21 protein-coding genes are annotated in these 15,965 nt (G+C 29.7%); 20 read left to right on the top strand and 1 reads right to left on the bottom strand.

What is annotated here, in order from left to right:
- From DJ007_RS01920 to DJ007_RS01990, 16 genes are all read left to right on the top strand, one after another.
- Positions 1–3,795, top strand: a complete 3,795-nt coding sequence (locus tag DJ007_RS01920) for a phage tail tape measure protein (protein WP_129408088.1) — start codon at positions 1–3, stop codon at positions 3,793–3,795.
- Positions 3,796–3,840: 45 nt separating this feature from the next.
- Positions 3,841–4,152 (top strand): hypothetical protein, encoded by a 312-nt coding sequence (locus tag DJ007_RS14490; RefSeq protein WP_165973951.1) that lies wholly within the window; start codon positions 3,841–3,843, stop codon positions 4,150–4,152.
- On the top strand, positions 4,035–4,691 hold the full coding sequence (locus tag DJ007_RS01925) for a DUF8453 domain-containing protein (protein ID WP_129408089.1): 657 nt from the start codon (positions 4,035–4,037) through the stop codon (positions 4,689–4,691). The genes DJ007_RS14490 and DJ007_RS01925 overlap by 118 nt, the downstream gene beginning before the upstream one ends.
- A 56-nt stretch (positions 4,692–4,747) precedes the next feature.
- Positions 4,748–5,089: a hypothetical protein gene (locus DJ007_RS01930; protein WP_129408090.1), complete on the top strand. Its 342-nt coding sequence runs from the start codon at positions 4,748–4,750 to the stop codon at positions 5,087–5,089.
- Positions 5,090–5,092: 3 nt separating this feature from the next.
- Positions 5,093–5,731, top strand: coding sequence for a hypothetical protein (locus DJ007_RS01935; protein WP_129408091.1), 639 nt, complete (start codon positions 5,093–5,095; stop codon positions 5,729–5,731).
- Positions 5,707–6,234 (top strand): LamG-like jellyroll fold domain-containing protein, encoded by a 528-nt coding sequence (locus tag DJ007_RS01940; RefSeq protein ID WP_206076018.1) that lies wholly within the window; start codon positions 5,707–5,709, stop codon positions 6,232–6,234. Before DJ007_RS01935 ends, DJ007_RS01940 begins: the two co-directional genes overlap by 25 nt.
- Positions 6,235–6,331: 97 nt before the next feature.
- Complete coding sequence (locus DJ007_RS01945) at positions 6,332–6,523, top strand: hypothetical protein (RefSeq protein ID WP_129408093.1); 192 nt, start codon at positions 6,332–6,334, stop codon at positions 6,521–6,523.
- A 14-nt stretch (positions 6,524–6,537) separates the two neighbouring features.
- A complete protein-coding gene (locus DJ007_RS01950; RefSeq protein WP_129408094.1) occupies positions 6,538–7,569 on the top strand; it encodes a hypothetical protein in 1,032 nt (343 codons plus the stop codon).
- 32 nt (positions 7,570–7,601) lie between these two features.
- A complete protein-coding gene (locus tag DJ007_RS01955; RefSeq protein ID WP_129408095.1) occupies positions 7,602–7,829 on the top strand; it encodes a hypothetical protein in 228 nt (75 codons plus the stop codon).
- A 2-nt stretch (positions 7,830–7,831) separates the two neighbouring features.
- Entirely contained in the window at positions 7,832–10,447 is a 2,616-nt protein-coding gene (locus tag DJ007_RS01960; RefSeq protein WP_129408096.1) for a phage tail protein, read from the top strand.
- A complete protein-coding gene (locus DJ007_RS01965; protein ID WP_129408097.1) occupies positions 10,447–10,992 on the top strand; it encodes a hypothetical protein in 546 nt (181 codons plus the stop codon). The genes DJ007_RS01960 and DJ007_RS01965 overlap by 1 nt, the downstream gene beginning before the upstream one ends.
- A gap of 11 nt (positions 10,993–11,003) precedes the next feature.
- Positions 11,004–11,381, top strand: a complete 378-nt coding sequence (locus tag DJ007_RS01970) for a hypothetical protein (protein WP_129408098.1) — start codon at positions 11,004–11,006, stop codon at positions 11,379–11,381.
- Between the two features lie 135 nt (positions 11,382–11,516).
- Complete coding sequence (locus DJ007_RS01975) at positions 11,517–12,050, top strand: Panacea domain-containing protein (protein ID WP_129408099.1); 534 nt, start codon at positions 11,517–11,519, stop codon at positions 12,048–12,050.
- Positions 12,051–12,211: 161 nt separating this feature from the next.
- Positions 12,212–12,535 carry a type II toxin-antitoxin system PemK/MazF family toxin gene (locus DJ007_RS01980; RefSeq protein ID WP_129408100.1) on the top strand — a complete coding sequence of 108 codons (324 nt, stop codon included), beginning with the start codon at positions 12,212–12,214 and terminating at the stop codon, positions 12,533–12,535.
- Positions 12,536–12,591: 56 nt separating this feature from the next.
- Positions 12,592–12,879 (top strand): hypothetical protein, encoded by a 288-nt coding sequence (locus DJ007_RS01985; protein WP_129408101.1) that lies wholly within the window; start codon positions 12,592–12,594, stop codon positions 12,877–12,879.
- 4 nt (positions 12,880–12,883) lie between these two features.
- Positions 12,884–13,276: a hypothetical protein gene (locus DJ007_RS01990; protein ID WP_129408102.1), complete on the top strand. Its 393-nt coding sequence runs from the start codon at positions 12,884–12,886 to the stop codon at positions 13,274–13,276.
- Between the two features lie 190 nt (positions 13,277–13,466).
- On the opposite strand, the gene DJ007_RS01995 is transcribed toward DJ007_RS01990, so the two are convergent.
- Positions 13,467–13,688, bottom strand: coding sequence for a helix-turn-helix domain-containing protein (locus DJ007_RS01995; RefSeq protein ID WP_129408103.1), 222 nt, complete (start codon positions 13,686–13,688; stop codon positions 13,467–13,469).
- Positions 13,689–13,898: 210 nt separating this feature from the next.
- Here DJ007_RS01995 and DJ007_RS02000 point away from each other — a divergent pair, with 210 nt between their 5' ends.
- Genes DJ007_RS02000 through DJ007_RS02015 form a run of 4 tightly spaced genes read left to right on the top strand, consistent with a single transcriptional unit; the run spans position 13,899 to position 15,940 of the window.
- Positions 13,899–14,762: a BRO family protein gene (locus tag DJ007_RS02000; RefSeq protein ID WP_129408104.1), complete on the top strand. Its 864-nt coding sequence runs from the start codon at positions 13,899–13,901 to the stop codon at positions 14,760–14,762.
- Positions 14,763–14,805: 43 nt separating this feature from the next.
- Positions 14,806–15,105 (top strand): phage holin, LLH family, encoded by a 300-nt coding sequence (locus tag DJ007_RS02005; RefSeq protein ID WP_129408105.1) that lies wholly within the window; start codon positions 14,806–14,808, stop codon positions 15,103–15,105.
- Complete coding sequence (locus tag DJ007_RS02010) at positions 15,105–15,392, top strand: hypothetical protein (RefSeq protein ID WP_129408106.1); 288 nt, start codon at positions 15,105–15,107, stop codon at positions 15,390–15,392. The genes DJ007_RS02005 and DJ007_RS02010 overlap by 1 nt, the downstream gene beginning before the upstream one ends.
- Complete coding sequence (locus DJ007_RS02015; RefSeq protein WP_129408107.1) at positions 15,389–15,940, top strand: hypothetical protein; 552 nt, start codon at positions 15,389–15,391, stop codon at positions 15,938–15,940. Before DJ007_RS02010 ends, DJ007_RS02015 begins: the two co-directional genes overlap by 4 nt.
- Positions 15,941–15,965 lie beyond the last annotated feature (25 nt).

Genomic DNA, 15,965 nt, shown 5'->3' on the forward strand with positions numbered 1-15,965 from the left:
ATGGCTAATACCGCAACTTTGAGTATATTAATTCAAGCTAAAGATTATGCTTCTCAAGCTTTAAAAACAATTACAAAATCTGTAAATACATTAGAAACTGCGGTTGATAAAACAAACAAAAAATTTAATCAATTCAAACAAAATTTTGATGATATAGCAAGATATGTAAAATATGCATTAGGTGCAATAACAGCAACAGGAACAGCTATTGTAGCTTTTTCAAAAGATACAGAAAAAGCGATGGCAAATGCTTCAACGATGTTTGGAGTAACAGCAAAAGAATTTGAAAAACAACTTGGAAATAAAATTACTACAATAGCTCAAAAGTATGGATTTTCTTTAAAATCAATGTGGGAAGCAACATATGCATTAGGTAGTGCAGGAATAGAATTAAAAGATGTTCCTGCAGTTTTAGAACAGGTTGCAAAAGCAAGTGTAGCGGGGGCAACTGATGTAGAAACAGCATTCACAGGTGCAATAAAGCAAATTAAAGGTTTCGGTTTGAATATGCAAGATTTAACAAAGGTTTATGCAGTACAATTTCAGGCTGTAAAATATGGTTTGTTGAATTACGAGCAATTAGCTCAATATATCCCTGAAATTTCCGCATCTGCAAGAAGTTTAGGAGAAAACTGGATTTCTGCAACAGCAACATTTGCAACCTTGACAAAATATATGCCTGATGCTTCTCAAGCAGCTAATGCACTTCAAAACGCATATGATGAATTAACTCAAAAATCAGAGCAATTAACAAAAGCAGGGATTAAATTATATGAAAATGGTAAATTTATAGGATTTGTAAATGTATTAAAACAGTTAAGGAATCAGCTGAAAGGCAAAACAAATGAAGAGGTAGCTAACTTTATTAATCAATTACAATTATCAGATACAGCAAGGCAAGCAATTGTAAATTTGATAAATAATTTTGATGATCTTGAAAATATAACGAACTTAGTTACAGATGATGTTTCAGCTTTAAATGAAATGTTTATTAAACAAACTTCTACCTTAGAATTCCAAATTAGAAAATTGCTTGTGGTTTTGGATAATTTGAAACAAACAATATATAATGCATTTAAAGGTGTCTTAGGTGTATGGATCGAAAAAGCTATAAGGTGGTTTCAAGGATTAGCAAAATGGATAGATGAGAACAAAGATAAATTTGTAGCACTAATAACAGCAGTAACAAAATTATTAATAGCAATAGTAATCTTTAATATGATGCTTAATGTTTTAAGTAAGCTTGGTAGTGTAGTAAGTGCATTAGTAAATCCATTTACATGGCTATTTGGAATATTAGTTGCATGGTTTGCATCTTTGGATAAAGCAAAAAGAATAGAAGTTATTCAAGCGATTATAAATGGAATAGGTAATGCAATAAAATGGTTAGGTAAACAATTTAAATTAATTCAAGAGCAAGGATTTTTCAAATGGCTTATAGGATTATTAGGTGGAGCTTTAAAAGCAGTATTAAATTTTGCTATAAATGCAACTGTAACGAGTTTTGAATGGTTAGCTGGAAAAACAGTTGAAGGATTTATGGCTCTTATTGAATTTTTTGCGTGGTTAGCAAGAACAACAATTTCAGGATTTGCTGCTATAATCGAATTTTTTAATCCTATATTCAAGAAAGTAATAGAAGGATTTACAGCTGTAATTCAATTCTTTAATTGGATAGCTAAAAAAATGATAAATGGATTTACTGCAACAATTGAATTCTTTGTTTGGATAGCTGATAAAGTGATTGATGGCTTTTTGGTAGTAGCTAATTTTGTAGAATATGCATTTGAGAAAAGTTTTGAAGCAGTAGTTTATTTTTTAGAAAATTTAGACAAAATATCAGCATGGATATTAAATGGAGCAATAACAGTAACAATTGATTTTTTAGAAAATTTGAGCAAAATCTCAAGTTGGATCCTTAATAATCTAATTGAAATTGCAGCTAAAATTACATTTACATATATCGCATTATACGATTGGATCGTATCAGGAGTTAGAGACTTAGTTGTAAATGTAGCTTTTAATATTGCAGAAGGAGCAAAGAAAATTTGGAATTTCTTCTCTGACTTGATAGTTAATGCATGGAAAAAGACAATACAATTCACAATTGATTTGATAAAAGGGAAAAATGAATTTGAAGAAACAAAACCAGTTAATCCTGAAGCACCAAAAGAAATTGGTAGTAATCCTTATATAATAACAGGAGAAACAACTACAAGCTTAACAGGAAGTGCTATTTCTACAACTACATTAGCAACAGACAAAGCTTTGAGTTTTGGACAATATGCATTGAGAATGGGAGCTATATTTGGTGGTATAGGAGCTGGTGTTTTAACCAGTAGTGCATTATCAGCAACATTCATGGAACAAGCTTTAAAATATGCTTTATTAGGAGCAGGGTTTGCAGAAGGTGGATACACAGGAAACGGCGGAAAATATGATGTTGCAGGAATAGTGCATAAAGGGGAATATGTAATTCCTGCTTGGTTAGTAGAAAAATATCCGCAATTGATAAGTATTTTAGAACAAAAAAGAATAAAAGGTTACGCAGATGGTGGAAGTGTAGCAACAACAATATCAAGTTTTTTAGGTGGAGATGTATTGGGAGAAATTGGAACTAATGTAAAAACTGTTGCAGATATAATACCAGAAATAATTAATTATATTTCTAATTACATACCAGAAGTTAAAGAAAATCAAGATTTAATAACAGAAACTTTAAATAAAATGCTTGGAATCCAAGAAGGAAATGATAAAACACAAAAATCAATGTTGCAACAATTAACAGAAGATCTCAAATTAGCTCAAACATTATACCCAGAAACCAAAGCTTATTATGACTTCGAAAAAGGTCAAGCTGGATTTTTAACTCAGATATTTAAAGGCGGTTTCGATGTTCTAACCGGAAGCATTGGAAATGTTGGCGGTATAATAGGTGAAGGTATAGCAAAAACAAGTTTTGGACAAGCAGTAATTAATGGAGTTAAGAAAACTGAAAACTGGGTTGCGAATAAAGCATCAGGTTTTGCAAGTGGTGCAGGTAATGTTCTTGGTGAATTAGGTAATCAAATCAGTGGAGATGCAATATTTGGACCAATATTAAATGGACTAAGCAATATGTTTAGTGGTTTATTTGGTATGTTAGGAAGTTTATTTGGACCTATAATTCAAGCAGTAATGAGTTTAAGTAATGTTGTAGCTTTATTAAATCCAATTAATACAATTGTAGAAAGTTTAATGGCTGTAATTGGGCCTCTAATTAATGGAGCATTACAACCTTTCGTAAATATATTAAAAGCACTTGGGCAAATGTTAGGAACATTATTAGTTCCTATTTTACAACCTTTATTTGCAGGATTACAAGCGTTTGGAGCAGTTTTAACTTGGATATATAATGCTGTATTAGTTCCAATCGGAAGAGGATTTTATATTGTTTTTGGAATGATCGCAAGTGCTTTTAATTGGTTGTATAATATAGTTTCAGATGTAATTAAGGGATTAACTTTTGGTGTTGTTGATATAGGAAAAAGAACAGTAAAAAGCATGGGGCAAATCATTAAAGAAGCAAATGAAAAAATTGCAAAAGTTGATTTGAATGTAGAGCAAAATGTAGAGAATTCCTATCAGAGTCAATATACTTCTACAGTGCAACGTTCTGCACCAGAAGTTGTGAATCAAACAATTATTGTTAATGCAAATGACAGTTTTATCTTTGATAGCGAAAGCAGTTTTAAAGAGTGGTTAGCCAAAGCAGCCCAAGAATTATTCGACAATGGAACATTGAAATTTGCATAAAAAAATCCCCTCTTTTGAGGTATAATTATCTCAAGGGGGATTAAATTGAATTCTAAAGAAAGGATTATATTTTGGGTTGTAGTATTTATTACTGTGGTTTTTAATTTATTAGGATTAATATATTTTCTTAGTTTTTATGGTGGAACAAATGGTTTCCTGCTGTTCATAATTGCAAAATTTAAAGATAATTATGATTGGATACTCCCTTCTTTAACATTAATATCCTCTTTAATTATTTTATGTGGAGCGAATTTAAAGAGCATAAAAGAAACAAAAAAGCTTCAAAGCCTCAAATTTGGATTAAACTTTCACCTAAAAATGCAAATGTTAGTTTTTGGAAAGAAGTTGAAATTATAAACTTATCAGATAAAGCAGCTTTTAATGTAAAAGTTTCAATTGACAAAAAGAATGATTTTTGGGAAATGTGCGAAAATTCTGGCTACAAAGAATTAAATATAATAGAAGAATATCTTGTAGAAAGTACTATAGATTATGAGAAATATGATTATAATTATTATTTTGATTTTATATCTAAAAATGACAAAAAAAGTTTTATTATTTCTCCACTTTTGACTTTTGTGCTTTTAAAAGCGTTTCTTTATGATTTGATAAAAGAAGAAGATTTATATTATAAAATTAATATAAAGTATAATAATGAAGAATATTATGAATACGAAGAAGACTTTAAAATATTTTTTAGATTGGAATCTATAACTATTTATAATGAAATGTATTATAAACTTTTTAATGAAGAACCTTTAATTCAAAATTACACAATTGAAGAATATTTCAATCATGATGAAATCATTAAAAACAAAAAAGAGATATTAAATAAAATAGGAAATATAGATCCCAATTTAGTGAATTTTGAATTTAAGATTCTTGAAGTAAAATAATAATAAATTTAAAGAGCCTTAATTGGCTCTTTTTTATTTTATACGGAGGTGAAATTATGGTTAGAAGTTCAGTAAAACCTTCTGAAATTCAAATTATAAGTGTTACTGATGATATTAGAAAATCAAAAACAAGAGTAAAATATGCTTTCAATTACAATATTCAAGAAATTCAGGAAGAAGTTCCAATAATTGATGAACAAGGAAATGAAGTAATGCAAACTCAAACAATGTACGAATACGAGCAATTTATTTTTGAATCTGAATTTGATTTGTTCATGAAAAATATTATTCCAGAAGTTTTAAAAACGATGTATGCAGCAAAAAAAGATGAAATAATGCAAAACCTCGCCTTAGCTAATACTGAATTACCAAAAGAAATAAGTGTTGAGGAGGTATAAATCATGGCTTTGATAAAAACACCATATAATCTTATCTATAATGATGATGGCAGTCTTTGTGTAACTTTGCGTGATGACGATATACCATTCGAAGGTGTCAAGAGTTTTGCAGTTGAAGAAGGGACGACGAATTATTTTATTTATCCTCTTACTCAAGAATATTATGGAGGTTCTTTACGTTCTGCTAGAAGTTATTATACTACTAATGGTTATAAAATAATAGCAACTGACCAACCACTTTCTGGACCTTTGCCCGGTTGTCAAGTTACTGCCACAAATACAGAAAAAATAAGTATTTCAGGCTGGACTGACCTTTCTCTTGTAAGAATATATATAGCAGGTTATGATTCTACTGGTTCAAATATATGGCCACAATTTCTTACAAATGTAGCACCTGATACAAAAGGGTATTTCTCTATAACAATTGATTTAAGCAGTGCTCCAAGTTCTTTGGCTTATATTAATGTAGGAATAGGTTCTACATCAACACCTTCTTATTGGATAGAAAAAATTCAAGTAGAGAAAAAATCATTTTCAACAAGTTTTGTTGATGGGACGAGAGCAGAAGGTAAAACTATTTTACCTTTTGGAATAAATAAAAACTTTGTTATAAGTTTTTGGGGAAATTGGAGTATGCAATGATAAAAACAAATCATTGGCAACATTTAGTAGATACAGGAGAAGTTTCTACTTCCACTTCAAAAACTACATTTGAAATTTTATTTGGCGGGCCAGAATCATCAAGTGGCACAGGTAATGCTGGCAAATTAGGTATTAGCATACGTCCAACAGCAGGGACGCCAATTACAAGATATTGGAGCAACCCTGCCGTTTTTTCTACGGATATTGAAAAAGAATGGCATTATTACGTATGCATAGTAACTGATAATACAGTTAAACTATATTTTGATGCAAATGAAGTTTTAACTGGTGCATATGACCCTACAAATATGGTTATGAATGATTTAACTTTAAGTGGTTATGTAGGAAATTATGATTCAGGTACAGAACATGAAAGAAATGTTTTAATATCTGACCTCTACATTGGCGAATATAATCCTAATGTTTGGACTCCCGAATTCATTCAGGAACTTTACAACGCAAAGAAGCCATTTGCAGTTCCAGCTAAGATGCCCATTATTTAGAGAGGGATTCTAAATGTTAAAGCGGAATAATTAGAGTTTTATAGGAAATATCATGGAGGGTTTTAAAACCCTCCATTTTTTATACGGAGGTGAAACAATGTATTCTACTCACGATAGTTTAATTTTTAACAACCGCTATCAAACAACAACAGTATATATGGTATATGGGATGTATAATGATTTATTAGCTGTTTTTACAAACTTAAAAGACGCACAAGAATATAATAGAACGCATTTATATGGAACTGGAGAAATAAGAATAGCCAAAAATATAGTAGTTAAACTGTAAGGCGGTGATAACAAATGTTCGAGCCTTTGAGTATAGATCAAAGTTATTTGCAATATATTAGAGATGCAACAAGATACAAAAAAATACTTTTTTATGCGAAGATAGACGGAACTAATTGGTATGATTTAAGCGATTACGTGCAACAAGTTAAAACAACAAATCGTATTCAATTACTTTCAAAACCTGTATTCGATGAAGCTAAAATAATAGTCGCTAACCTCAATAATGAATTTACTCCCACGCAATATAATGATGTTTTTGATGTTTCCGTTGGAAAAATAAACGGAACAGTAAGCGATGATTATTTGAATAAGATATGGGAAGTAAAAATATTAGTTCAAGTTACTAATGGAGTTACAACAACAGATATACCTATTTTTTACGGTTGGAAACCAGCACACGGTATCAAAGAAAAACACAAAAAAGCAGAAATACAGATAAAAGATTTGCTTTGGATTACATCGCAAAAAACACTTGAAAATCCTCTTTTATATACTGCAATGACTCCAGATGCAATAATTGCTGATTTATTAAATAGAGCTGGAATTAGCAGTAGTTACCACGATTTACAAGCACTAACAACTGCGTTTGATGTATTTTTAGCGAAAGAAGATAGGACAATTTGGAGTGTAATACAAGAAATTGTAAATGCGACACAAGGAAGAATTTCGGTAAGTCCTGAGGGAAAAATAAAATATAGAACAAGAATAGAAAACTTTGTAGAACCAGCAACAGCATTAAGCATTGACGAAAATAATTTTGCTAATTATGAGATAACAAAAGAGAAAAAATATAATCGTTTTGTTGTAGAAAGTGAAGGTTATGAGATAGGAACCGCAAATACAGAATTATTAATTGATACTGAATTGCAAGGAGATAATGCGATAATTAAAGCAAGTGAACAAGGAACATTTGAATTAGAATACACAAGTGACTATGGAAAAGATTTTGATACATATGTAACCTTAACAGTGAAAAATGGTGATGTAATCGTTGATGACAAAGGAAGTTTTGCACAAGGGACAGCGACGGATATATTAGAGTAGATGAATTAACAGCATATCCTGATAAATTAGTTTTGAAAATTACCAACTTAGCTACAACAGTGGATTACACAATTGCATATGTTGGGTTTAAAGGAAGACCTATAAAGAAAGTAAGTTTAGACAATGTTGTACTTCCAAATACAACTAATGAACCTGATTCAGAATTAAAAATCAAATCTTATTATTCAAATCAAAGTATGCTTTCAAATGTCGCTGATGTTGCATATTCTAACTCAGAAAAGAAATACACTTTAATCTAAAAATGAATGAATTTTATCCAGATGTTTATGCAGGAAACTTAATTGATTTATCTATTTCTAAAAAAGGTATTTCAAGTGGAACTTTCATTGTTAACTCTGTAAAGCAAAACCTTTCAGCAAATAAATTTGAAACTGTATTAGATATAACAGAATGGAAAAATATAACCTTTGATATAAACAATAAAACAATTACGAAAACAATTACAGATAATGCAATAACTAAACCTCCGGAACAGACGCAAATAGAACAAATACAAGGCGATGTGCAGACCTTGCAAGCTCAAGTTGATCAGGTTGATAATAGAACAAATTATATAGACGGAAATCCACCAGCAGATCCTACTGGATTAAGTTTAACAACAATAAACGAGAACGGATTAAGTTTTATAAAAGCATCATGGGATACAAATACAGAATCAGACCTTATCGGCTATGAATTAGCTTGGAGTTACGATGGAACAGACTGGAATTATATAAAAACATCAGAAGCATTAGTGAAGTTCGAAGTTGCAGGAAATAAAACAATATACGTAAAATTAAGAGCTTTAGATGCAGAAGGTAAGAAATCAAACTGGACAACAGTTTCTCAAATAACAAGTGCAAAAGACGAAACGCCTCCTGCGATTCCAACAGGATTAACAGCTACAGGATTATTTCAAAAAATACAGGTTTCATGGAATGCAAACTCAGAAGAAGATTTCAAAGAATATGAATTACAAGTAGCAACTGATAGCGGATTTACACAAAACGTAATAACAATAAAAGTTTCAGCAACACAATTCACATATGCGGGAAATACAAATACAACATATTATTTCAGAATCAGGGCTATCGATGAAAGTGGCAATATAAGTAATTGGAGCACAAGTGTTTCAGCAACAACCGCAAAAGTTTATGATGCAGATTTAGAAAGTCAGCGTTTAAATGATGCAGAAACTGCTATTGCTCAAAATCAGGCAGATATAAATACTCTAAATAATACAACAATTCCAAATTTGCAAACTGATATAAATAATAATAGAACAGATATTGATACTTTGAATAATACAACTATTCCAGATTTAAATGATAAATTGAGTTATAAAGCATTAGCTTTACCAGCAGGAGTTATAGCTTATTGGACTAATTCATTATTGGATGATATTCAAGGTATTAAACCTGTGGGATATGATTATGTTAATCTTGACAGCATAATACAGGTAGTAGAAGATAATATTCCAAATGGAACAATAACAGAAACCAAAATTGCAGATGATTCTATATCCACACCCAAATTAAAAGCTAATTCTATATCTTCAGACAAAATAATTGCAGGAGCAATTACTACAGAAAAGATAGCAGCAGGTGCAGTAACTGCAAATGAGATAGCCGCTAATTCAATATCAGCTATACATATTCAAGCAGACGCAGTAGAAGCAGAAAAAATAAAAGCAGGATCTATAACTGCAGATAAAATTGCAAGTAATGCAATAACAACTGATAAATTAGATGCAAATGCAGTTACAACTGATAAGATAGCAGCAAATGCCATTACTGCTAATGAAATAGCAACGGGAGCAATAACAGCTGATAAAGTTGCAGCAGGAGCAATTACAACGGAAAAATTGAGTGCCTCTGCAGTTACCGCAGAAAAAATAGGAGCTGGTGAAATAACGGCAACACATATTGGAACAAATGAAATAATAACTAATAGTGCAAATATTGCAACAGGTGTAATTAAAGAAGCGCATATAGCAGATGCGTCTATTGCAGAAGCTAAAATAAAAGACGCAGCAATAACAAATGCAAAAATAGCAGACCTTGCAGTCGATGACGCTAAAATTGCAAATATAGATGCAAGTAAAATTACAACAGGGTATCTTGATGCGGATAGAATTGAAGCTGGTTCGATTACAGCAGATAAATTAATATTAGGAGTAGAAACATCACTTCCAAAAGGAGCAATTGCTTATTGGGTTGATAGTTTAGTTGATGTAATCAATTATACAGTTCCAGTTGAATATACGGAAGTTGAAGAGAGAAGTTATGCAAGCGAATTACCTTCTGGAACAGCTATAATAAAAAGGCTACATACAAATGAAAAAATTACAGTTGGTGATGAAAATGAAGGATATGGTATTGATGGACAAGATGGGTTTTTAAAATATTATCAAGGACAGTCTTTACCCTTTGTAAACATATATGATGTTGGAACCCTTTCAATAAAGAATGGAGCAACAGAAGCAACAAGAACATTTCCTACTCCATGGAAAAGTGCGAATTATGAGGTTTTATTGTTCCCGTTACAACATAAAATTTATGATAATGACTGGGTAGGAACAGAAAGAGTTTTAAAATACGGAATTAAAGATAAAACAACCAGTGGATTTACAGTTTATTGTTATGAAGAATTTAGTAATGATGTTTATGATACAGAAACAACTATTGGAGTTACAAGTGTATATAATGCCACTCCATTAAGTGAAAGAAGTGGTGTACAGAATGTAACTCCATTAGAAAAAAGTGATGGGAGTTTATTATACTTCGATAAAACAACTGTTACTGCAGAGCGACAAGATATTTGTTATTTCCCAATTGCAGAGCAGACATTTTCTCTAACATGGCCAAAAATAAATTAGTGGTAGATACAAGCTTAATTCAATTACATACTGAAGGATTATTTACAAAATTAAATGGAACACCTTCTCCACCAGCAGTTAATTTTGATAGTACTGCTATTAGTAGAGTAAAAAGTTTTACAGGTGATTATTTTATATTATCAAATAGAACTCTTACAATTACAGATATTCCTAATGGAAATTATAAAATTAGGAGAAAAGTAAAATTTAATGCAATAACAGGACCATTTAATTCTTCTGCGGAAGATTTTGAATATGCATCACTTGAAATAATTAGTGAAATAATTGAATTGATAAATACTGACACAAACACTGTGGTTTATAGTCAAGAATATCCATTTTCTCAATCTTCATCAGACAGGATAATTAGTTGGAGCTTAAGTGGAGGATATATGGCAGGAGAAAGCTGGGCTGCATGGTTATTCTCAAGAGAAACTGGTACATGGGAAAATCCTTCAAGTACAAATAAAATAACGATATACAAACAACCAGTTCCAGCCTCTTTAGAGGCAGATATACAATATATTGTATTTGTAAATGATTAGGAGGTGGAATTTTGAAAAGAATATTTATATTACTGATGTTTATTTTGTTAGTTATTAACTCTTTTTCTTGGAAAGTTGGATTAAGTTATTTAATGTTTGAAAGTCCTAAAATCACTACTCCAGCATATTATCTCAGCAATGATTTTAATTTTGATATTTTTAATAGTGAAATTGAATTGATCTATTTTATGCAGCCTAAAACAGATGATTTTGCTGAATATTTATTTTCACCTTTAGGATATTTCAATATCAAAATAGATAACTCTGTAAATATAGGTAATTTCAATCTGAAGTATATTTATAAAAAATCCTTTGGATTAGAATTTTCACAATATCCTTATTGGAATAATTTACAAATACATGAGTTTAGGATTGAATATGAATTTTAATATATAGCTAACAAGAACCCTTCGGGTTCTTTTTCATTCCCTCGATTTGTAAGAAAAAATGCTTCACATTTTTATAAAAAAATAGTATAATAATAATACAATTAATACCGATAAATGTATTGAGGGGTGAAAAAAATGAATAAAAAAGAAAAACAGATAAATGCTATTATATATATCTTAGAAAAATATCCTAATATTGGGCGAACCAAATTAATGAAAGCAATATTTTTTATGGATTTAATATGGTATAACAAATATAAAGAAACTATTTTTGAGGATAATTATATCAGAATGCCTAATGGTCCAGTTCCATTAACCGCTTATAAATTAACAGATATTAAAAAGGCTAATCCATATATAAAAATTAAATTACAAAAAACAACTTCTAAACATAAAAAATATGATTTTTTCCCATTGATTAAAGCTAATATGGAAGATTTCTCTCAAGAAATGATTGATATTTTGGAAAAAATTATTTCTTTTTTGCAGAAATATGCTGCTACAAGCATATCTGAATTTACGCATAATTTTCGTTTATGGTCCTCTTTAGAAGATGGGGAAAAAATTCCTAAAGAACTTTTTAATCTTGACGAATATGAAATAAATCTTTTAAATGCTAAAAATGCATTAAAAAAGCAAAAAAATTTTCAATTCAAGCACATGAAATAAAAGGGAGTTACCAAACGAAAAAATTTCCAATGAAATTGCGAATACGCAATCTTATTTGTTAAATAATTGAGGTTGATTATGAAAAAGAGTAATGGATCATATGGATTTGGACAAGTATATTTTATGAATTTAACTCCCATACAAGTCCATCTAAAACTACTATGAAAAATGATCACAGAGTAATTATTGTTCAAGATGATAAAATATTCTCTGCCTCATACTCCAATATAATAGTAATTCCAACGACATCTTTTGAGCCTAAGAAACATTGGGATTCTCAAAATAATAGATTAAAATATGTAACTCATCATTTATTGCATAAAAGTCAATATTCTGAATTAAAAAGAGATACAATAGTAAAATGTGAACAACTTTTTACTATTGAAAAAAGATTTTTAGATAGATACTTATTTACTTTAAATAACGATGATATGGAAGAAATATTAAAGCGAATAGCTTTAGTGTTAGGTTTTAATAGAATATAACCTTAAAATTCAAAGAACCCTTCGGGTTCTTTTTTTATTGCTTGGAGGTGGAACTTTTGAATTACAAAGATTGCCCTTATTCTGATGAAATAAAAGAATTAGAAAGAAAAATGGAAGAGAGGATGATTGAAGATGTAGAACACAATTTAACACTTTTACAATTAAAAGAAATGATTGAAAAATTGACAAAAAAATTTGATGAATTTGAGAAAGAAATGAAAAATGGATATATACCCAAAAGAGCTCAAGAATGGTTTTATAGTAGTGTTGGCAAATGGTTAATAGGTCTTTTAGCAGGTAATTTTTTACTTTTATTAACTTATTTAATAAAAATTTTGAGGTGAGAAAATGATATACGATAATGAATTTGATTATGAGGCTAAATTAATATTAGCTGTATTTGGGGAATGTGAAAACTGTTCATATTTTGAAAAAATTCTTGTTGCGTGTGTAGGTTGGAATAGGTTTCGAAAAAGAAAATTCTTTAATGGCATTGAAAAAGATTTTCTTGGATATAAAAGGAATATAAAAATAGATAATCCTTTGTCCAGAGAATCATTTATAGATACAGTCAAAGCAGTAAAAGATGCAAGAATATTAACTCATGAAATGAAACCTAAGTTTTCTGAAATTTATTTTTTTAATCTACATGGACAATTACCTAAAACAAGACTTGAAGTTAAAGAAATTTTCTTTAAAAAAGAAACAAAACACCATTTTTTTACTATAACAAATTTCTAAAACAAATGAAAAGAATTCTTAAAAAGATATAGCACCTATAAGTGTGTTATTTTTTTATTTATATGTAATTAATCATAAAAAGCTGTAAAACACCTGCAATACTCTAATTTTAGTGAAGAAGTTAAATTTATGGAAGATATTATGAAAAAAAGGGATTATTCCCTTTGTTATTAAATAGCCTTATTAAAAACTATCCAGTTTTTCTTTCATCATGAACAAATTCTAATATTTCATTAAAATCAGTTATTTCTAAAGCTTTCATTATTTTATCTAAAGTATCAAAATTTATAGAATGAGTATCGTTTTTTATTAGTTTATGTAAGTTTGGATAACTTAAACCAGTTTTTTGAGATAACCAATATAATGATTTATCCCGTTCTTTTAGAAGTTTCTTAACCTTGTGTTTTATCATACAAAAACCTCCAATATACTATCCTAATTATATATTATACTAAAAATATATTTTTTATTCAATATAAATCAAAGGTTATATAGTCTTGACAATATATAAAAAAGAGAGTATAATAAAAATGTCGGTTCACCGGTCACACTGGAAACCGGTGGCAGAGAGTGGACCTCTGCAAAACCGACAAATATATTATATCACACTGGAGGGATATTTATGGCAGATTTAGTTAAATTTAATTTTAAAAGTAATGAAGTGAGAGTATTATTAAAAAATGGTGAGCCGTGGTGGGTAGGAAAAGATGTGGCAGAAGTCTTGGAATATGAAAAGCCAAGTAAAATGTACGCAAGACTTGATGAAGATGAGAAAGAAACCACGAAGCTCCAATTTGGAGCCTCGTACCAAAAAGCAATTATAATCAATGAATCAGGACTTTATAATGCTATTTTAGGGAGCAGAAAACCACAAGCAAAAGAATTCAGGCGATGGATTACTCATGAAGTATTACCTTCGATAAGAAAATATGGAAAATATGAAATCGGAAGTAAAAAGAATGAATTTGAAAAATTATCAAGAATGAAAGAAATAATTTCATTAAGAAAGCAAAGAGAAAATAGGTTAAGGGCATTACAACTTCAAAAGTTTTTAAAAGAAAATGAAAATCTTGACGAATTATCCAAAAAAACAATTGAATCTGAAATTTTAAAACTATTGACAAATAAAAGAATAATACCGCTTCCACCATATAATCATAGAAATGATAGTAATAAATTTTTAGTTGAAAATGATTTAATGGAACCAACATATAAAAAAGGAGATATTGTCTATTATGAAAAGAAAGAATATGAACCTGGGAATGATGTTATTATATATTACAACAGAAAAAAGTATTTAAAAAGGTGTGCAAGAAATAGATATGATGGAAAAATCTTCTTTTATAATCTTCAGCCAACAATTAACGGAGTAGAAGTTGTCTGGGAAAATGAATGTACAGTTTTAGGTGTAGTCACAAGCGTTCAAAGGGAAATATTCACTGAATTTAAAAATTATAATGAATATATTTATACAAAAGAGCCTTAATTGGCTCTTTTTTTATATAAAACATTGAAAGGAGAGTGAAAGTATGGAAACTATTGTGTATGTATTGGTAGGTATTGCATTTGTTTTAGCAAATTTATTTCTTCATTCAAAGAAGATGGAAAGTAAAATCAAAATCGTAAGAAAAATTGTAACCCATGTTGTTGAATATGTAGAGCAAATTGGAAAACTGAAAAACTTACATGGTGAAGCTAAAAAAAACATGGCAATGGTTATGGCCAAAAAAGCTTTAAGTCAAATGCATATTAAAATCTCAGATGAATTATTGGATACCATTATTGAAAGTATAGTATTTTATCTCAATCTTCAGAAAGGAGTGAAATAATGGATATGAAAGACTGGAAACTTTGGATCATATTAGCTGCAACTTTAGCAGCAGTAATTCTTGGATTTGTATATCCGTATCAACCACAGAGACAGGAAGTTTTACAACAATATCAAAACATGCAAGATAATGAAATAATTGATGTTGTAGTTCAAATAGAAGATAAAAATCGAGCACTTCAATATCTTGCAATGAAATATGATGGATATACAGTAATTGAAGAATATTATTTAGACAATAAGAAATCTTGGTTTTTTAGATTGGAAAAAGAAGGTGACAATAAATGAATAGTGTTGAATTAAAAGTTGGAGATGTTCTACTATTAAAAAAAGAAGATGCTCCTGGAATATACACCTTTCTTAAACAATTCCTTGGAAAAAATATAGCTGATATAATTGCAAAAATTGAAGGACATGAATATATACACTCTGAATTATATGTGGGTAATGGCTATGTTCTTGCTGCATGGTTTAATGGCGTGCATCTGATAAAATACCCTCTTAGGATTTTAGGCAATTTTGATATATACAGACATGAAAAAATGGATAATGAAAAAAGAAGTGTAATAAAAAGAAATGTAGCAAAATATTTCAATATGAGATACGATTTCGCTTCACTCATTCTGAATGGGCTTCCAGAAATTCTTAGTTTGGGGTTTGAACCTTTAGAAAGATACTTAGAAAAACAACTCCCATATTCAGATCCTAATAAAATGATTTGTTCTGAACTCGTGGCGAGGATGTATAAAGATGCAGGAATAATAATAGAACCTGATCCAGAATTCGTTACTCCTGATGATATTGCACAAGATGGAGAAATGAAAAAAATTTTTTAGCTTAACAATGGTCTAAAAGTATGAA

Origin of the sequence: Marinitoga lauensis (genome assembly GCF_004135675.1) — a bacterium.
Taxonomy (GTDB): Bacteria; Thermotogota; Thermotogae; order Petrotogales; family Petrotogaceae; genus Marinitoga; species Marinitoga lauensis.